This is a genomic window from Saccharibacillus endophyticus, from assembly GCF_013185185.1.
GTDB lineage: Bacteria > Bacillota > Bacilli > Paenibacillales > Paenibacillaceae > Saccharibacillus > Saccharibacillus endophyticus.
Map to the genome: position 1 here is coordinate 597,238 of NZ_JAAZWE010000001.1, position 19,194 is coordinate 616,431.

Sequence of the window (19,194 nt, forward strand, 5' to 3'; positions counted from 1 at the left end):
TTTTATCCAGTAAGGATTGCTTGAGAATTGGCGAGTGTCGAGTTGTTCTCGTTAATCGCAGACGTGAAAAAAAGGCAATCTCCTTACAACCCGCTTAAGGGAGTTAGGGTAGCCTTTTCGATATCCATATCAAGAAGCAGACTCGCACTTTTCCGCTTTTTCCATAAGTGCCGGAAGTCCTTCGAGCAGCTTTGCCGCGGCATCCCGACCCCCTGCCACGCAGTCGGGAATGCCTACGCCGTTATACCCGGCACCGCATAGCAACACGCCCGGCAGCGAATTTTCCAGACCGGAACGTACCTCGTTCAACATCTCGACATGTCCTACCGGATATTGAGGCATCGCGGACAGGCAGCGGCTGACTTCGGCCCATTGCGGTACGGTATCCAGCCCCGTCAATTCGCGCAGATCGCGCTTGGCCGCTTCGATCAATTCGCGATCTTCCATGCTTGTCCACTGTTGGGCGCCGGAACGGCCGATATACGTTCGAAGCAGCGTCTGTCCTTCAGGAGCGACATGCTGCCACTTGGTCGAAGACCAGGTGCACGCCGTAATCAGCCGGCCTTCTTTTCTGGGCACGAGGAAGCCGGAACGCTCGAACGAAATATTCAGATCCGCAGTCCGATAGGCCAACGCGATGTTCGCCACCGATACATAGTCGATCTCCGATAACCGCTGCGCGGCAGGCACTTCTTCGTTAAGTAATCGGGCCGCTTCAAATGCAGGCAAAGCGCAGATCACGCCGTCAGCTTTTAAACATTGACCGCTATCCAGAGTTACTTCATAACCATGCAGATCCTTTTTAATGAAAGAAGCAGCCCGAGCTCCCGTAATCACCTGAACGCCCGAGTCGCGCAGATGCTGTTCCAGACGCGCCACCAATGCCGACAATCCGCCTTGATAGGATAAAAACATGCTTTTGGACAACTTGCCGGAAAGAGCGGGTGCGCGTCCTGTTTTGCCAGGAATCGAAGATGGACTTCCAGTACCGGACGGCCCTTGATTCGACTTCGAATCTGGAGCCGGATTCCCTTTCGGACGTCCGCCGCCGCGCGCCATCCCTTTGATCAAGCTGCCTTCTCGCTCTTCCATCGCTTTGAACTGAGGAAAGGTCGCGTTCAGACTAAGCGAGCGCGTATCTCCGGCGTAAATTCCGGCCAGAAGCGGCTCGGTGATCCGTTCCAACACTTCTTTTCCCAGACGGCGCTCGATAAAATCACCCAGCGCTTCATCCCCTTTTCCCTGTTTCTTGGGCAAGACGAGATCAAGCGCGGCACGCAGTTTGCCCATCGGCGAGATCAGTCCGGTTCGGATAAACGGAGACAACTTGGTCGGGATACCCAGAATGAAGCCCATAGGCATCGGATGCATTTTCCCTTTGTGCAGGATATAGCTGGTTTTCGCATTCGGATTGGTAGGAACCAATTCGCCTGTAAGACCCAACTCTGCGGTTAAATCCAGAATGGCCGTTTTGCGTGCGATGAAAGAATCCGGTCCTTTTTCGATCAGACAGCCCTCCCGATTTTCCGTACGCAGTCGACCGCCGAGCTGTTCACTTTCCTCGACGATCGTGATTTCGAGCGAAATCCCTTGCTCCTTGGCTTGTTTGGCTAAGTAGAAAGCGGAAGCAAGCCCGCTGATCCCGCCTCCGAGTACAAGGATTCGCTGCGGAGTTGAACATGGCCCTGTTTTCTGGTTCGTTGCTGTCATGATTGTGGTTCTCCTCTCAACGCTATCGGAATATACGTGCAGCTCGGATCGCTTTCCAAAAAATCGCTAGTGACGGCAAATGCACGTGCACGCGAGCCGCCGCATAATTGCTTGAATTCGCATGCGCCGCATTTGCCTTTTAATCGATTCTTGTCGCGCAGGCTTCTCATAACGGGAGAGTCGCGGTAAATGTCCTCCAGCGCCTCTTCCCTAACATTTCCGCATTTTACGGGCAAAAATCCGCTGGGATAGACGTCTCCGATGTGGCTGATAAACAAGAAACCGTCGCCGTCATTCACTCCTTTAGGAGCGCGTCCGAGTACGTCGGCGCGTTTGAAGTCCCTTTTTGAACCCGAAACCGCATTGACCCTGTTCATCGAAAAAGAACTTCCGGGCTTTGAAATGCCAACTCCGTCAGACCTTTCTGCGCTTGGATTCGATTGGGCACGCTTCGCGGATAACTGCACGGCCACCCGGCGATAATGCGGCGCTTCGGTGGCTTTGACGCCGTACGGCATCCGCTGTCCTACCTCATACAACCATTCCATCACTTTTTCGTGTTCTTCGGCGCTGATCATGTCTTTTTGGGCGGCACGACCGGTCGGGATCAGGAAAAAAAGGCTCCAGAGCACAACGCCTATCTCTTTGACTTTTTCCGAAATAGCCTCCAGATCATGCAAGTTATAACGGGACACCGTCGTGTTGACCTGAATCGGAATTCCCATTTCCTTCAAATAACCAATACCGCGCATCGTCGTATCGAAAGATCCTGCCGTACCTCGAAAGTGATCGTGAATTTCGGCACAAGAACCGTCAAGACTGAACGCCCAACGCGAGAGTCCGACTTCTTTCGCTTTTTCGACAGAACTTCGGGTCACGCGCGGCGTGGCACTTGGAGTCATGGATACGGACAAACCTTTTTCCTGGATCGCATAGCGGGCAAGTTCGAACAAATCGGAACGCATCAGCGGATCGCCGCCCGTGAAGACCAATAACGGACGATTCATCAGGGCGATTCGATCAATCAGCGCGCGGCCTTCTTCATGCGAGAGTTGATCGGGATCGGCCCGGTATTGAGCTTCCGCCCGACAATGCAGACATTTGAGCGCGCAGGCTCGGGTCACTTCCCAGATCACGATAAAAGGATCAACGGCGTAATCGCGCGGGGCCGGCATATTCATGGGGCAAGACTCCTTTACAGATAGACGATCAATACGAAAACATACAACATCACGGCAAAAACAAGTTCGGCGATTCCCGTTTGTTTGACCTTCAGCTTACGCTTGGGCAGCACGATCGCGCGCGCCAGCAGAATCGTGAACGGAATCGCGAGCGGGAGGCTTAACCAAGCTGCAAAAGGAATCAACAACACATGGTAAGCGATCGACAGACGGTAATAGCGCGGGTTCTTTTTCTCGCGAATAATCGTTTTGACATAAAGCGCGGTACCGATGAAATACAAACCCGACATTACAAACAGCAGTGTGGTCTTCGTCCAATCTGCTTCATGTCCCGCCGACACGTACACGACCGGATAAATAAAGGAGCAAAACAACAGGATCGCCACGATATCATTGAGCAGCGCGCGTTCATTTTTGGATTTGGCGTAATAGGCGGGGATCGCGAACGTAAGCAGCAGCAGTACGCCATAGCCAATCAACTCGGGTTCGGATAGCACGACAATGATCGTAAGCGGAATCAAGATCAGACCGTACACCAGCGACGGCTTCAGGTAACGATCCTTCTTCCCTGTTTTGATCCATTGGAGCACAGGAAAGCTGAACAAATACATGGACAGCCAACACAGAAACAACGGAAGATGCAACAATGTGGCTCCGGCAACGGACATCCCAAGCAAAAACGGAAGCATCAACATGGCCCATGCGCCGTGCTGATTCGGAATATAGCGGTTCATGGCATTATCCTCCTTACGGGTTTATTGTATAAAACGTTACCGAAGGCGACCAATCAGGGACTTCCCTGTTTCGCTCCGGGAAATGCCTAACCGAACCGCCGCGCGCGTCTGCGCATGCTATACTGGACGCGTCGAAACGAGAAAAAGATTCGGAAAGGTGGAGTTAGTTATGGGAGGACCTGCACTGCGTCAACATCATGCCCATCATGCCATTCATGAAGGAGCGCTCAGCGGCGCGATCGATAAAACGGAAGAACTCGAAATTCTGATTCAGGAAGGCAAAAGCGCAGAAGCGCGCCTTGCGGCGGATCAGCTGCTCGGCTATTGGGTCACGCGCGTGCTCAGTCATGCGGATGCCGAAGAAGAAGGTTTTTATGAAGAAATGGCGGGAGAAAATCCGGATCTTCGCCTGGCCGTCGTCAAATTGACGCGGGATCACGATATTTTGCGCATGATCGTGGCCGATATCGTGAACGAGCTGCCCAAAGACGGACCTGCTCCCGACGTGATGCGTTTGTTCTACTCTCTGATTACGATCAACGCTATCCACAGCCGCGAAGAAGAACGTCTGCTGTTCGGGGAGCATTCGGAATGAACCGTTCAGCGTCTGCCGTCTCCGCGGGTCGCAACGATGCTTGTCCGTGCGGCAGCGGATTGAAATACAAAAAATGCTGCGCAACGCGCGACGAACAAGCTCGTGCCGAGGTATCCCGTCAAGCAGCGCTTCAATCGGTACTGCGCGATTTTTTCACGACTCATCCTCGCCCGTCCGAACAAAAGGCGTTATCGGCTTGGAAAAATGAATGGGCTCCTCGCCTTCAAGCCGCTTACGGCGCGGAAAAAACGGACGCCGTAGTCGGAGATACGTTCTTTTTCGGCGAAGCCGTCGATACTTGGAACGCATTCGTGCAGGATCAGTCCGCAAAGGCCGATAACGCAGCGATTGCCGACACGTTAAAAGGCTGGAACGATCCCCAATTTGCGGTATTTCGCATCATGGGCAAGGAATCGCACGTGTTCGGAGCAGCCAAAGCAGCAGGCAGCGATTCCGATCCAGGACTGTCCGTCCGCGCGTCGGAAGTGTTGAGCGGAGATCTGTTCGAGCTGCGCGTGGACGACTCTTTCCGACCTCAACCCGGTATGATCGTGCTCGGATTTTGGCTGCCCGGCATAACGCCGGATGCTCCGAAATTCGCGTTGAACAGCCTTGTGCTGATCGAAGAACCGGACGATGAAGCCGTGCTTCGTCTGGAGCGGCTCAGAAGCGAATGGAACGATCTTCAACTTAATAGCTTTTACCGTTCCCGTATCGCTGACGTATATGAAGCGTTCGGCGAATCGGTAGCTGCGGATCTTTCTCCTGAAGAGCTGCCGGAGTCGATAACCGAAGCGATTCGCAGGCTGGACAACTTCCTGATTCGTCACGACGTGAAGCATGATCGGCTGATGGACATCACTTTCCGATTCCTGAAGCGCAAGCGTCAAACGCCCGATGCGGGAACGGCCGCCGCGGCCGCGATTTCGTTCGGTCTCGCGGAGGGTTGGCTCACGAACGACTGGGATGCGGAACGCCTGACCGAAAAGTTCGGCGCGAAGCCCCAAGACGTCAAGCGTCTCGTCCAAGAAATGGCGGATTTCGAACGCAAAACCGCCGTTTATGAGGAAAAAGAAGAAATCATCGGCTTCCGGATCGGCACGGATCCCATGCCCGACGAATTCCGCCAATGGCGACTCTATATGCATATCAAAGATTTGGATATTCAAGGCGAGGCTGCGCTGCGGCGTCAGATGGACTATTTCTCGGGTATCCCTTACATCCCGGTTTCTGCACAAGAAGAAGCGCAGCTTCGTGCTTATGAAGCTTATATGGCGCGCGATCTTGAATTCCGGACCGAAAAATGGACAGAGGCCCGCCGGCTGCATCCCGACAATGCCGATGTTTTGCTGCTGGCTGCCGAATTCGAACAAGATGCTTCCATGCGCCTCAATCTGCTGGAACGCGCCGAACAGTCGGCTCTTGAATCTTTCGAAGCCGATATCCAACCGCCTTGGCTGCATATGCCCAATCGGCCTTATTTGCGCGCATTGATGCGAAGAGCGCTGCACGATTGGGAAAACGGGCTGCGGGATGAAGCGTTCGAGCGTTTTTATAAGCTGCTGCGTTTGAATCCGGCCGATCATCAAGGCGCCCGCTATCCCGCGCTCTCCGCGTTGATTGCGCGGGGAGATCTCAAAGCGGCCGCCGGGCTGCTGGCGCATTATGCGGAAGGGGCGGGAGACAACGCGATCTATCGTTGGTTCGACTGGGTCATCCAGTACCGGGAAGACCGTTTGGGCGCGGAAGCGGAAAAATTGTACCGGGCTGCGGTCGAAGCCAATCCGTATACGTAAAAATGGGTTCGCGATCGCATGGAAGCCCAGCCTTATCCGCAGTCGGCCGTCATGACGCCGCGTTCGCCGGAGGAAGCGCGGTTCATTTGGACGATGATTCGTCCGGCGCTCTTGAATTAAGAATTCTTGGTTGGGGACGCTGCGGGAAAGACAGATTTCTTAATTCGGTCGCTTGTGGCTTAGTTTTAAAAAAAGAAGTTCCGACGTGCTGTGCCATCGGAACTTCTTTTTTTTGATTAAGATCGTTGAAACTTGTGCTATTTTTGTTGCTAGATGGCGAAGCGAACTTCGTATTCGCAGTGGTCGTCGCCAGAAAAGTTGCGTTTGACTTCGCGTACGCAGGCTTCTTTGCCGGTTACGCGGTGAGGCAAGCTTCCGAAGATAGCGCCTTCGTTTCGTCTTCAAGCATCGGAAGGCCTCACAAAAACAGTCGTCCACGGCGAAAAGCGGCATGGAATTTTCGTCGTTTCGTTTGTGTTATAATGTTTCACGTACCGCCAACTGGCGGAAAAGGAAACGATTATACATTCAAAGCGGGGAAATCCATGAAAATCCATGTACATCTTATCGCGCCTTATGCCTCCATGCTTTCGATCGTCGAGGAGTGCGTCCCGCTGTTCCCGGATTTGCATATCGAGTGTTCGGTCGGCGACTTGGAAAACGGCGTCGAGCTTGCGGTCGCCGCGGAGCGAGCGGGCGCGGACATCATCGTCAGCCGCGGCGGAACCGCCCGTTCGATCAAGCGTTCGGTGACCATTCCCGTGATCGACGTGCAGCTATCGGGCTACGATATGATCCGCTCTCTTCTGCTCGCCAGCAGCCTGAAGGAAAAAACGGCGATCGTCGGGTTCCCCAACGTGACGTCGGGCGCGCAAGCGATCATCGACCTGCTCGATCTTCCGCTGAAAGCTTTTACCGTGACGGAGCCGCGCGAAGTTCCTTCGCTGGTCCTCGATCTCAAAAGCCGCGATTATAAGCAGATTGCCGGAGACGTCATTACGCTGAAAACGGCGAACGAATACGGATTAAAAGGCTTCCTGATTCAATCGGGTCGGGAATCGGTGCGCAGCGCGCTTGAAGATGCGCGGCTCGTGTACGGTTACCTGCATCGCAACGATCAGTTGGTCCGCGTTTTCGAGCGGTTTTTGCAGTCGGCTTATCCCAATCTGGTCGTGGCCGACGAGCGAAACCGGATCGTTTACGCCAGAACCGGCGATTTCGAGCGCAACCCGCTGACGGAAGAACGGATTGCGGCACTCGGCGCCAAGTTGGATCAAGATGCGGCGGGCTTGTCGGAAAAGCTGACGATCGACGGCCAGCATTTGGTTGCCGAAGGCTTTAAGCATCGCATCGACGACAAGGAATATACGCTGTATACGCTGCGGAAAAACGGAAATCCGGGTTCGAGCCATGCGGGCATATCGACTTTTTATCCCGAAGATTCAGGACCGCTGATCGAAGCTTCTTCCGAAATCCGACGGTTGACCGCTCAGCTTCGCTTGCTGTATCGGGAAACTGAGCGCGTATGCTTGTACGGGCCGCAAGGAAGCGGAAAAAACTTCATCGTCGATTGCGTTCATCGGGAACTGTCGCCGAACGGCCAGATGATGACGATCGACCTCAAGCATGCGGATCTGGCCGAGATTTCGAACGCTTCGCTGGATGGCATTGCCACGATCAAGATGCTGCATGCTTCTCAAGCGGAGGAAGAGCTGCTGCGCGACTTTTTCGCAAAGATTGCCGAACGCGGTATTCGTTTGTTTTTGATCGAGAACGCTTCGCCCGACGAACGCCTCCTTTCGATCTTCGACGCCGTCCGATTGGCGATGCCCTCGCTGTCGGAGCGAAAAGAAGATATTCTTCCTTTGGCGCAGGCTTTCTTGTCGGATTGCCATCAAAAGTTGGGAACGAACGCGGTGAAGATTCAGGAAGCGGCCGCGAAACTGTTGGAAAACCGGGATTACGCATACGGGATCGACGGTTTGAGACGCTTGATCAAAGAACTGGCTTTGAACGAAACCGACTATGTGATTCAGGCGGAGACGGTACGAAAAGCGACGACCGAACACAGTCCTCCAAATCGTTGGCAAATGCCTGCAGGCACGTTGAAAGAAATCGAAAAGCAAGTGATCGAAGCGGTCCTCCGCGAAGAAAATCATAATCAGTCCCGAACGGCCGAGCGGCTCGGCATCAATCGGGCAACGTTATGGCGCAAGCTCAAAGAGTGAATTCTTGAGCTTGCTTTTTTTATGCGTAAATATGTTGCATTATTAAACAAATAATAAAAATTAAAATGATTTATCGAAAAAATGTTGCTTTTATAAACAGTTGAGCGTATATTACGACAAGTAAACGCTTCAAAAACATCGAGAGGGGATCAATAAGCATGAAAATCAAAGCAACTTTGGATCGTATTCCCGGAGGCATGATGGTCGTACCGCTGCTTCTTGCAGCATCGGTCAACACCTTCTTTCCCAACATTCTGCGCATCGGCGGATTTACGGAAGCGCTTTTCGTCAATAGTGCAAGCGCTTTAATCGCGCTTTTTCTTTTGATTGCGGGCACGCAAATCAATTTGCGCACGGCCAAAGCTTCGGTAGCCAAAGGCGTTACGCTGCTATCCGTCAAATGGCTGCTCGGCGTCGCCGTCGGGCTGCTCGCTTTCTGGTTGGCCGACAGCAACGGGCTGTTCCTCGGCCTTGCCCCGATCGCGATCATCGGCGCCATGACCAATTCCAACGGAGGCTTGTATATCGCTTTCGCCGGACAGTATGGTAAAGAAGAAGACAAAGCGGCTTATCCGTTCCTTGCTTTGAGCGACGGACCGTTCCTGACGATGGTCGCGCTCTCGATCTTCGGCGCCATGGGTTTTGCCAACGGATTATTTTCGCCGATGTCGTTCGTCGCCGTTCTGCTGCCTTTGGCCGTCGGGATTCTGTTGGGCAACCTGGACAAAGAGATGGGCGATTTCCTATATAAAGGCAGCGATAAGCTGGTTCCGTTTTTCGCTTTCGCGCTCGGCATGGGAATCAACTTCAGCGCGATTATCAAAGGCGGTCTCAGCGGTATCCTGCTCGGAGTCATCACGGTACTGTTGACCGGCGGCGGGCTGTACCTGCTATTCAAGTTCCTCGGCTGGAACCCGATCGTCGGCGCGGCGGAAGGCTCTACGGCAGGCAACGCGGTCGGCACTCCGGCAGCGATCGCCGCGGCGAATGTATCGTTCGCTCCGATCGCGGAATTGGCTACGGTCCAGATCGCGGCAAGCGTCGTGACGACCTCCATCCTGCTGCCGATCTTTATCGGATTCCTCGCCAAGCGCTTGGAAAAAGAAAAAGGCGGACTCGCCAAGTACAATATGTCGGTCAAAGAACGCCGGGAGCTGGAAGCTTCGTCAGTCATTGAAAAATAGAGAAAGAGCCGAGCCATCGCTTAAGGCTCATGGATCGGAAGGAGAAATCAGCATGAAACTTGCCATTATCGCCGACGATTTGACAGGAGCGAACGATAGCGGCGTACAATTGTCGCGTAACGGATTAAAAACGACCGTGCTGTTCGATATGGACGCTGAAGCCGCAAAAGTTTACGAAGCGGTTGCATTCGATACGGACAGCCGCGCCGTAGAGCCGGATCAAGCTTACCAACGCGTGAAAACGGCAGCGGAATTTTTGCTGGAATCCGGCTTCGATACGCTGTTCAAAAAAGTCGATTCCACGATGCGGGGAAATATCGGCGCAGAACTGGATGCTTTTTACGACGCACTGAAACCGGATTTCCTGATGTTCGCGCCCGGCTATCCCAAAAACAACCGAACGGTTCTGGATTCCACGCTGTATCTGAACGGCATTCCGGTCGGAGAAACGGAAATCGCGAAAGATCCGAAAACGCCGGTCACGATTTCGGATTTGACCCGGCTTCTCGGTGCGCAGACTTCCCGGCGGATCGGTACGCTAACCGTAAACGATCTGGAACGGGGAACCCGGCATCTGCTGGAGCGACTGAAGCGTTATGCCGCGGAAGGCGCGGCTTACATCATCGTTGATTCTACCGAAGAGCGACATTTGGAACAGATTCTTACCGGTTTGAAAAACGTGCCGTATCGCTTGGCCTGGGCCGGTTCGGCGGGCCTTGCCAACTATCTGCCTGCTTATCACGGATTATCCGCCGACTCGAACCGTCTCCAAATCAGCGACGAGCCCGGACAAGTTTTGACCGTCGTAGGCAGCGTCAACCGAAATTCCAGAGCGCAGCTTGCGTACTTGCTGGAGCAAAATAACGTGCGTGCCGTTGCTTTCGAATCTTGGAAAGCCGTGGCTTCGAAAAAAGAATGCGAAGACGAGATCCGCCGCGTGTATGACGAAGCGTTAAACGCAGCGCGGCAAGGGCGCGACGTGGCTGTATTTTCGACCGGAGCGCCCGAGCATATCGAACAAGCCTGGAAGGTCGGCGAATCAGCCGGCTTCAGCCGCACCGAAATCAGCAACGAAATCGTCAAAGCGCTGGCTGCCGTATGCGCGCCGCTGCTCGAACAGAACTTGTTCAAAGGCGTATCCATGAGCGGCGGCGATACGGCGAAGCAGGTCTGTCTTCGCTGGGGCGTAAAAGGTTTCGAACTGTTGGACGAATTGGAAATCGGCGTGCCGATCTCTTCGTTCCTCGGCAAAGAAGGATTGTACGTCGTGACCAAAGCCGGAGGATTCGGCACGAAAAGCGTATTTGCGCATGCGATAGAAAAATTGAAAGGAGTGCAGCAGTTATGAAACCGACAATCGGAATTACAATGGGCGACGCCGCAGGCATCGGTCCCGAGATCATCGTCAAAGCGTTGAAGGAGGAAGACGTTTACCGGACATGCAGCCCTCTCGTTATCGGAGACGCCAAAATGCTGGAGCGCGCGCTGAACGTCACGCAAACGAATTTGGAGATCCATCCGGTGCAAACCGCTGCCGAGGCCAAATTCGAGTACGGCACGATCGATGTGCTGGATCTGGATCTGCTCCCTGCCGATCTCCCTTTCGGCCAAGTATCGGCCGAAGCCGGCAATGCCGCTTATCAATACCTCGCCAAATCGATCGAATTGGCAAAAGCCGGCGAGATCCAATCGATCTGCACCGCGCCGCTGAATAAGGAAGCTCTCCATCTGGGCGGACATCTGTATCCGGGCCATACCGAAATCCTGGCCGCGCTGACCGATACGGAAGATTTCTCGATGATGCTGACAACGCCGAACTTGCGCGTTATCCATCTGACGACGCATATGGGCTTGATCGCGGCAATCGAAAGCATTACGCCGGAGCGTACCTACACCGTCGTCAAGCTTGCGCACGATACGCTGAGCAAAGCCGGTTTCGACAAGCCGCGTATCGCGGTCTGCGGGATCAATCCGCATGCCGGAGAAAACGGACTGTTCGGCAACGGCGAAGAAGAAGAAAAGCTTGCGCCGGGCATCGCCCGCGCGGCGGCCGAAGGCATCGACGTGACCGGTCCTTATCCGGCCGACACCCTCTTCTTCCGCGCCGGACGCGGCGATTTCGATATAGTCGTCGCCTGCTACCACGACCAAGGCCATGCCCCGATCAAGGTCATGGGCATCGAAGACGGCGTCAATATCACCGTCGGCCTCAAAGGCGGCATCATCCGCACCTCCGTCGACCACGGTACCGCTTTCGATATCGCCGGAAAAAACATCGCCGGCGAAGCCAGCATGCTCGCCGCGATCCGCTCGGCGATCGAGTTGGCTCCCAAACGCTGATCGCGCAAAATGCCGAAAACACCCTATTCTTCAATCGAAGAATAGGGTGTTTTCGGTCCTTCCTGTCATCGTTCGCGCGATTCTTTCGATCCGGTCTGAAAACGGCTTACCGAGGCTTCCGATTTCAAACGATTTGGAAATGCGCTTGTTTTTTAGAGGAAACTGTTGGTATACTTACTTTGATATTGAGAATCATTATCTTTTGAGATTGATATATAAGGGAGGCCATATCAGCATGGAAAACCATGAAGTTTACGACGTAACGATTATCGGCGGAGGGCCGGCCGGGCTCTTTTCCGCTTTCTATAGCGGTCTGCGCGAGATGAAGACGAAGATCATCGAGTTCCAACCTTTCTTGGGCGGCAAGGTCCACGTGTATCCGGAGAAAATGATCTGGGACGTGGGCGGTTTGACGCCGATGCCGGCCGCCAAGCTGATCGAACAAATGGTAGCGCAGGGCCAAACGTTCAAGCCGGACGTCGTGCTGAACGAGAAAGTGACGTCGATCGCACGCTCGGAAGACGGCGAACATTTCGTGCTGCACACCCTGTCCGGCGATCAACACCATTCGAAAACGATTATTCTGGCCGTCGGCGGAGGCATTCTCAATCCGACCAAACTCGATATCGAGGGCGCGGAGCGCTTCGAAGTGACGAACCTGCACTACACCGTCAAATCGATCGCTCGCTTCAAAGACAAGACGGTTCTGATTTCCGGAGGAGGCCATTCGGCGGTGGACTGGGCCAACGAGCTTGCGCCTTTCGCGAAAAAAGTGTACCTGACCTACCGCAAAGAAGAACTTAAAGGACACGAAGCCGATATTACACGAATGAAAGCCAACGGCGTGGAGCTGCTGCTGAACGCTACCATCAAAACGCTTGTCGCCAACGAAGACCATTCGGCGATCGGCACCGTGTTGATGGAGAAAAACGATTCGCAAGAAGAGTTCGAGCTCACCGTGGACGACGTGATTATCAGCCACGGATACGAGCGGGATACCGAACTGCTCAAAAAGAGCGAGATCAAAATCGAAATGAACGAATACCAAATCCTTGCTTCTTCTTCAAGCGAAACGTCCGTGCCGGGCATCTTCGCCGCCGGAGACGTCGTTCATTACGACGGAAAAGTGCATCTGATCGCCGGCGCGTTCCACGATGCGGCGAATGCCGTCAACAAAGCGAAACAGTTCGTCACGCCGGATGCACGAGGTTACGGCATGGTCTCTTCCCACAATGATCTGTTCAAAGAGAAAAATCGCGAGATCATGAAGGAACTCTATAGTAACTAAGTCTTTGCGAAATCGAAGAATCCCCCGGCTGCGAGCATGCGGCCGGGGAATTTCTGCGTTAAGAGATTCGAACGCTTCATTCGCCACTCCCCTTTTCCCTCAAAATCAGCCGTTTCCCGCAACTTTTCCTGTATTCTCGCAGCCTAATTAACCAATGTTAGATTTCCTTTCTATGCGTGATCTTGTACAATGGAAGGCATAGCGTTTATTTTAATGAAGCAAGTATCGAAACGGAGGCCTATCATGTCGGATTTTCAAACAAACCTTAACAAATACGCCGAACTCGCGGTAAAAGTCGGTGTGAACGTTCAGCCCGGACAGATTCTGATGATCGATGCAGGCGTCGAATCGCTCGAATACGTGCGTCTGGTCGTCAAGCATGCCTATGCGGCTGGCGCCAAGCTGGTCAAGGTGAACCTGGCCGACGAAGCCATCACCCGCATGCGTTACGATCTTGCGCCGGACGATTCGTTCGAGATCGCGCCGAAGTGGACCGCGGCGGAGCGCGAAGAATTGGCGGAAAACGGCGGCGCGATGCTGGCTGTTATCTCCAATAACCCCGATCTGCTGAACGGCGTTGACCCTAACCGCATCTCCACGCTGCAAAAAGTATCCGGCGAAGCACTCAGCAAATACCGCCAATACGTGCAGTCCGATAAGCTGGCTTGGTCGATCGTAGCCGTTCCTTCGGCAGCTTGGGCGGCTAAAGTTTTCCCTCACCTGCCTGAAAACGAGCAAATCCCGGCCATGTGGGAAGCGATCTTCAAAGCCGTTCGCGTCGATCAGCCTGATCCGGTCGCGGCTTGGCAGCAGCATATCGCCACGCTGAACGACAAATCGACATACCTGAACAGCAAAAAATACAAAGCGCTCCACTACACGGCGCCGGGTACCGATCTTACGATCGAGCTTCCCGCGACGCATCTGTGGGTAGCTGCGGACAGCGAAAGCGAGCGCGGCACGGCATTCGTGGCCAACATGCCTACGGAAGAAGTATTCACGGCCGCGCTCAAAACCGGCGTAAGCGGAACGGTATCGAGCACGAAGCCTTTAAGCTACGGCGGCAACATCATCGACAACTTCACGCTGACGTTCGAAAACGGACGCATCGTGGACGTGAAAGCCGAGCAAGGCGAAGAAACGTTGAAACGTCTCGTCGAGATGGACGAAGGCTCGCATTACATCGGCGAAGTGGCACTCGTGCCGCATAAATCCCCGATCTCCGAGTCCGGCATTCTCTATTACAACACCTTGTTCGACGAGAACGCTTCGAACCACCTGGCGATCGGCAGCGCGTACGCGTTCAACATCGAGGGCGGCAAGTCGATGTCTCGCGAAGAGCTGGCCGAAGCCGGAATCAACCAAAGCCTTGCGCACGTGGACTTCATGATCGGCTCCGCCGAAATGAACATCGACGGCATCACGCAAGACGGCACGGCCGAGCCTGTCTTCCGCGGCGGAAACTGGGCGTTTTAATCGATTGACGGCATAACGAAAGCCCTCCATTCCCTTTCGGGGAAATCGGAGGGCTTTTTCTTTGCTTGGAAATGACGAAAGGCGACTTTATTTCATTACGGTTTAAGCACGACCTTGATACAGTCTTCCTTCTTGCTGTCGAAGATATCGTAGGCATGCTCCGCTTCGTCCAGCGACAGGCGGTGCGTAATAATGTCGGTCGGATCAAGCTGTCCCGTTTTGATTTGGTTGAAAAGTTCCGGCATATAGTGGATGACCGGGGCTTGTCCCGTCTTGATCGTCACGTTGCGCTCGAAGATATGACCGAACGGGAAGTTGTTGTAGCGCAGTCCGTAGACGCCCGTTACCTGGATCGTACCGAATTTCCGCACGACGTTGGAAGCCATATGGAACGCGCCGAGACCGCCGCCCTGCAGTTTGAGCTTCGTTTCCACTTTTTCCATGAACGTTTTCTCGGAATCCAGGCCTACGCAGTCGATGACCACGTCCGCCCCGCCGCTCGTGATTTCGAGCAAATGCTTGTCCAGATCGTCGTTTTCCATGAAGTTGAACGTCTCGACGCGGTTCGTGCGGCGCGCATGTTCCAAGCGGTACTCCACGTGATCGACCGCGATGACGCGTTTTGCTCCTTTTTGCCACGCGAATTTTTGCACCATCAGCCCGATCGGCCCGCAGCCCAACACGATGACCGTATCGCCTTTTTTGACGCCCGCATTGTCCACGCTCCAGTAAGCGGTCGGAATGACGTCGGACAGCAGCAGCACCTGCTCGTCCGTTACTTCCGCGTCCGGCGGAATCACGAGCGGACCGAAATTGCCGTAAGGCACTCTTAACAGCTCGGCTTGGCCGCCCGCGAAGCCGCCGTACGTATGCGAATAGCCGAGCATCGCGCCCGTGTCTTTGGCCGGATTTTCGTTGGCGTTGTCGCACTGGCTTTCCATCTGATTCTGACAGAAGAAACATTGCCCGCAGGATACGTTAAACGGAATAATGACGCGGTCGCCTTTTTTGACATGCGTCACGTCGCTTCCGATTTCTTCGACGATGCCCATCGGTTCGTGCCCGATGATATAGTCGTCGGTCATGCCCGGAATTTCGCCGTTGAACAAATGCAGGTCCGAACCGCAAATCGAAGTCGAAGTGACGCGAATCAGAATATCGTCGCGTTTTTCGAGCTTTGGCGTCGCTACGTCTTTCACTTTCACCTTGCGCTTGCCTTGATAAGTGAGTGCTTTCATATCGCCCATCGCTCCTTTTGACTGAAAAGTTTTGTAAAAGGCTTTCTTTTCCTCATTAAACGAAATCGAGAACGAGTTAACATTATTTTCTCGGTTTGCCGATTCGCGAGGTTTGCCGGCCGTTCCTTTTTCGCCGAAGATTGGTTCGCCTGCCGTACGGGTATAAAAGAGAAAGAAAGCGACGGTGCAAGCCTGATCTTGCAGCTTGCAATCGGATCGCTAGGAACCGACTACGAATGGAGGCTTACATCATGAAACACTTAAACGACTCCCAGATCGACACGCTGAAAAATCTTTTGCTGGAACAAAAAAGCGAGCTGGAGCAGCATTTCGGCAATTCGGAGGATACGACGGAAGGCTTCGAGACGTCTCTGCGCGATTCCACGGGCGAATTATCTTCCGTCGATAACCATCCGGCCGATCTGGGCACCGAAGAATTCGAGCGCAGCCGGGACATGGCGATCGACAGCGATCTTTCCGATCGCCTCGACGAGGTCAATGCCGCGCTTCAACGTATTGAAGACGGCAGTTACGGCGTCGACGCGAAGACCGGCAAAGAGATTCCGTTCGAGCGGCTTGAAGCCGTTCCGTATACGGCCTACAACGTCGATACGACGCCGGAAAATAATCCGATCACGGATTACCGTCCGGTCGAAGAAGACGTCATGACGCCTCCTCCTTCGGGCGCGGGAGAAAACCGTCAGGCTCATGCAGGCAAATTCGACGACTCGGATGCTTGGCAGACGGTCGAGAGCTACGGAAATGCCGACTCGCCCGCCATGTCCACCAAACGCGACGTCGAAAGCTACGATCAGCTATCGAGCGACAACAACGAAGGCGAAGGCGCGGTCGAATCCTACGAGAACTTCACGGCGAACGATATGACCGGAGGAAACCGCAGCGTGGAAATGACGCGCGCCGAGCGCGAATACGTCGAAGCCGGCGAAGGCGAAGCGATCGCCGAAATCGACGAAGCGGTCGAAACCGAAGCCGCTCTGGAACAGGCGATTGAACGTGACGGCGTCAAGTCCGGAAAAAGAAGCAGCGACGAATAAAAAGTTCATGGACGGATATCATAAAGCAAAGCCTCGGATCTCTATCCGAGGCTTTTTTATGCGGTAAATTTTTTGAATAATTGTGCAAAAGGTAATCGAATGTCCAAAAATGATTCATTATATCATAATAAAAAGCCCACCTTCTTCCTTCTTTCATGTAGAATAGGAGAATATTAAATTAATTTCTTCCGTTCCGACGAGTAGGCTTACATACATGAACAGGATCGTAAGCAGCCTGATTCGTTCGGAACGCAACCGGGAAAGGAGCAAATATGGCTCAGCATCTTCAGATGCTCCTCAGCCATGAATTCGACGAACTTGACGAAGGCATGCAGGAGCTGATATATAACGAATACTATGATCTGGCCTACGGAGCCGTATTTTACATTGTGCGGGATCACGCGGCGGCCGAAGACGTCATTCAAGAAGCTTTCTTGAAATTGATCGGCCGAAGACCCGAATTCGAGAACGAATCCAAGTTTTTCGCTTGGCTCAAGGTCGTAACGCGAAACAGCGCAATCAATGATTTAAGAAAAAACAAAAGACACCGTAACCATGTGGAAGCGGATAGCGTTCTTAATCATATAGAGGCTAAGCAGGATGCCGGAGCTTCGACCGAGAAAACGGTCGAGGTACGGATGATGGAGGAAGCGATCCTGCGGCATCTCGAAGAAATGAAGCCGGAATACCGCGCGATCATTCTATATCGCTGGAAATACGGCATGTCGTACAAGGAAATCGCCGATTCGCTTGGCACCAGCGAAGACATCATCAGGCAGAGGCTCTTCAGGGCAAGGGAAAATATGCGCAAGGTGCTGCGCAAAGAATGGGAGGGCAGCGATGAAAGACGAAAAATTTGACGAGCTGTTCGATGAAGCCTTTGAACGCGCCGTGAATTCCGCATCGCCGGTTGACCCGAAATCCCGCCGGGCATCCTGGCAGCGCGTGCAGCAGCACCGTATGCAGCATACTTCGAGAAGAAGACGCAAGCGCATGGTTCGTTTGACCGGAGCGGCGGCCGGACTAATCCTGCTCGGATCGGTCGTGTTCTCGGAACCGGTACGGACCGGAGCATTGACGCCGATTTATCAGACCTTGTATACGTGGAGTACAGGCGAAATCGCGCTGACGACCGGGGAAAAGAAGCCGCTCGAAACGGAAGGCGCGCTGACTCCTCCTCCTCCGGAAGGCATTCAAGAACCGATCTCCACTTCGGAAACCAGCGATTCCGAAGAAGGGGTCATCACGGATTTCGTGACTACCGAGAGCCAACCGGCCACTCTGGAAGAAGTTCGCGAAAAACTTCCGTATACGATGCCCGAGTTCCCTCGGATTCCGGCCGATCTCAAGTTGGACCAAGTTTATTTATCCGTTCCCGATGACGGTTCGACACCCAAAGGGTATACCCTTTTGTATCGGGGTGACGGAAATCGCGAAGCCATGTTCAATATCCGATTATTGGAGAACGAAGAAAACGGAACGTACGGTTTCGGTCCCGGCGAGCTTAAGGAAGTTATATTGGACAACGGACTCGAAGCCCAGTATGTCGGCAGGGAATACAACAGCTTGGTTCATACCATTCGCGGGAAGCTTGATATTATGGTCAACGGATCCTTGACGGAAGAAGAGTTTCTTCAAATTGCCGGACACATCGTGGACGGGGAACCTTAAGAGCGTAAAGCATGATTGTGCGAGGGATCGCATGATTTCAAATAAAAAGCTTCTTCCCGAACGGGAGGAAGCTTTTTTGCCGCGGATTGACAAGATTATTAGTTAGACACGAATACGGTGCTGCTGTAGAGCGTACGACTTTCTTTATTGATTCCGCTGGATGCCCAATGATCGGATTTGATTCGATAATAATAACCTTTCGTCACGTTGGAGGCGTAATTCAGACTGTTATACGCAAGCGCCGAACTTTTGGTTCGCGTTTTTCCGAACTCCACCCAATCGCTGCCTGTCCAGCGTTCGAGGCCGACCGTGACGCCGCCTTGAGAAGCGGAAGCCGAGCTTTTTGTTTCGGCGGAAATTTGCAGCGAAGAGCTGCCCGATATCGAAAGGTTACTGTATGCCGAAACCAGATACTGGCTGGTTATTAAACTTGATGTAAAACCTTCGTAATATAAGGTCGGCGGTGGTGGCGGCGTAAGCGCGCCGGGCTCCATCAAAGATTCATTTAACGATTTTTCCGGCAGTGTCGTAAAAATATGGTCTGTCGTAGGCTCTGATTCCGATGCTTGCCCGACCCCGGGAGCAATGAGCGACGCAGTAACCAAAGCGATAGCAGGGATAGCTAGAAGCTTAAAAAAATGAGTTTTTTTGTTTATATTCATTTTTATTCCCCTTTTCCTATGTAAATGTGTTGCATA

The 19,194-nt window shown here is 53.4% G+C and carries 16 protein-coding genes; 11 read left to right on the top strand and 5 right to left on the bottom strand.

Annotated elements, in window-relative coordinates; all coding sequences use genetic code 11:
- Positions 1 to 129: 129 nt before the first annotated feature.
- The 3 genes from hemG to HRQ63_RS02760 are packed head-to-tail and all read right to left on the bottom strand — an operon-like array spanning position 130 to position 3,625.
- Positions 130 to 1,710 (bottom strand): protoporphyrinogen oxidase, encoded by a 1,581-nt coding sequence (hemG, locus tag HRQ63_RS02750; protein WP_172238756.1) that lies wholly within the window; start codon positions 1,708 to 1,710, stop codon positions 130 to 132.
- Positions 1,707 to 2,891, bottom strand: a complete 1,185-nt coding sequence (locus HRQ63_RS02755; protein WP_172238759.1) for a TIGR04053 family radical SAM/SPASM domain-containing protein — start codon at positions 2,889 to 2,891, stop codon at positions 1,707 to 1,709. Before HRQ63_RS02755 ends, hemG begins: the two co-directional genes overlap by 4 nt.
- Before the next feature lie 14 nt (positions 2,892 to 2,905).
- Positions 2,906 to 3,625, bottom strand: a complete 720-nt coding sequence (locus HRQ63_RS02760; RefSeq protein WP_172238762.1) for a YwiC-like family protein — start codon at positions 3,623 to 3,625, stop codon at positions 2,906 to 2,908.
- A 169-nt stretch (positions 3,626 to 3,794) separates the two neighbouring features.
- Here HRQ63_RS02760 and HRQ63_RS02765 point away from each other — a divergent pair, with 169 nt between their 5' ends.
- The 8 genes from HRQ63_RS02765 (at position 3,795) to HRQ63_RS02800 (ending at position 14,532) form a co-directional block, all read left to right on the top strand.
- Positions 3,795 to 4,220: a hemerythrin domain-containing protein gene (locus HRQ63_RS02765; RefSeq protein WP_172238765.1), complete on the top strand. Its 426-nt coding sequence runs from the start codon at positions 3,795 to 3,797 to the stop codon at positions 4,218 to 4,220.
- Positions 4,217 to 6,016 carry an SEC-C domain-containing protein gene (locus tag HRQ63_RS02770; RefSeq protein WP_172238768.1) on the top strand — a complete coding sequence of 600 codons (1,800 nt, stop codon included), beginning with the start codon at positions 4,217 to 4,219 and terminating at the stop codon, positions 6,014 to 6,016. The genes HRQ63_RS02765 and HRQ63_RS02770 overlap by 4 nt, the downstream gene beginning before the upstream one ends.
- 545 nt (positions 6,017 to 6,561) lie before the next feature.
- On the top strand, positions 6,562 to 8,244 hold the full coding sequence (locus HRQ63_RS02775) for a sigma-54-dependent Fis family transcriptional regulator (protein ID WP_172238771.1): 1,683 nt from the start codon (positions 6,562 to 6,564) through the stop codon (positions 8,242 to 8,244).
- 158 nt (positions 8,245 to 8,402) lie between these two features.
- Entirely contained in the window at positions 8,403 to 9,428 is a 1,026-nt protein-coding gene (locus HRQ63_RS02780; RefSeq protein ID WP_172238774.1) for a 2-keto-3-deoxygluconate permease, read from the top strand.
- Between the two features lie 52 nt (positions 9,429 to 9,480).
- On the top strand, positions 9,481 to 10,776 hold the full coding sequence (locus HRQ63_RS02785) for a four-carbon acid sugar kinase family protein (protein ID WP_172238777.1): 1,296 nt from the start codon (positions 9,481 to 9,483) through the stop codon (positions 10,774 to 10,776).
- Entirely contained in the window at positions 10,773 to 11,768 is a 996-nt protein-coding gene (pdxA, locus tag HRQ63_RS02790; protein ID WP_172238780.1) for a 4-hydroxythreonine-4-phosphate dehydrogenase PdxA, read from the top strand. The genes HRQ63_RS02785 and pdxA overlap by 4 nt, the downstream gene beginning before the upstream one ends.
- A 235-nt stretch (positions 11,769 to 12,003) precedes the next feature.
- On the top strand, positions 12,004 to 13,056 hold the full coding sequence (locus tag HRQ63_RS02795; protein WP_172238783.1) for an NAD(P)/FAD-dependent oxidoreductase: 1,053 nt from the start codon (positions 12,004 to 12,006) through the stop codon (positions 13,054 to 13,056).
- A gap of 243 nt (positions 13,057 to 13,299) precedes the next feature.
- The gene (locus tag HRQ63_RS02800; RefSeq protein ID WP_172238786.1) at positions 13,300 to 14,532 is read left to right on the top strand and encodes an aminopeptidase; all 1,233 of its coding nucleotides are present in this window, start codon (positions 13,300 to 13,302) and stop codon (positions 14,530 to 14,532) included.
- A gap of 95 nt (positions 14,533 to 14,627) precedes the next feature.
- On the opposite strand, the gene HRQ63_RS02805 is transcribed toward HRQ63_RS02800, so the two are convergent.
- Complete coding sequence (locus tag HRQ63_RS02805; RefSeq protein ID WP_037288494.1) at positions 14,628 to 15,770, bottom strand: zinc-dependent alcohol dehydrogenase; 1,143 nt, start codon at positions 15,768 to 15,770, stop codon at positions 14,628 to 14,630.
- A 251-nt stretch (positions 15,771 to 16,021) separates the two neighbouring features.
- Here HRQ63_RS02805 and HRQ63_RS02810 point away from each other — a divergent pair, with 251 nt between their 5' ends.
- From HRQ63_RS02810 to HRQ63_RS02820, 3 genes are all read left to right on the top strand, one after another.
- Complete coding sequence (locus HRQ63_RS02810; protein WP_172238789.1) at positions 16,022 to 16,825, top strand: TraR/DksA C4-type zinc finger protein; 804 nt, start codon at positions 16,022 to 16,024, stop codon at positions 16,823 to 16,825.
- 272 nt (positions 16,826 to 17,097) lie between these two features.
- The gene (locus tag HRQ63_RS02815) at positions 17,098 to 17,685 is read left to right on the top strand and encodes an RNA polymerase sigma factor (protein ID WP_172238792.1); all 588 of its coding nucleotides are present in this window, start codon (positions 17,098 to 17,100) and stop codon (positions 17,683 to 17,685) included.
- Positions 17,666 to 18,496 (top strand): hypothetical protein, encoded by an 831-nt coding sequence (locus HRQ63_RS02820; protein WP_172238795.1) that lies wholly within the window; start codon positions 17,666 to 17,668, stop codon positions 18,494 to 18,496. Before HRQ63_RS02815 ends, HRQ63_RS02820 begins: the two co-directional genes overlap by 20 nt.
- 98 nt (positions 18,497 to 18,594) lie before the next feature.
- Here the strand turns inward: HRQ63_RS02820 and HRQ63_RS02825 are convergent, their stop codons facing one another.
- Positions 18,595 to 19,158 (bottom strand): hypothetical protein, encoded by a 564-nt coding sequence (locus HRQ63_RS02825; RefSeq protein ID WP_172238798.1) that lies wholly within the window; start codon positions 19,156 to 19,158, stop codon positions 18,595 to 18,597.
- Between the last annotated feature and the right edge of the window lie 36 nt (positions 19,159 to 19,194).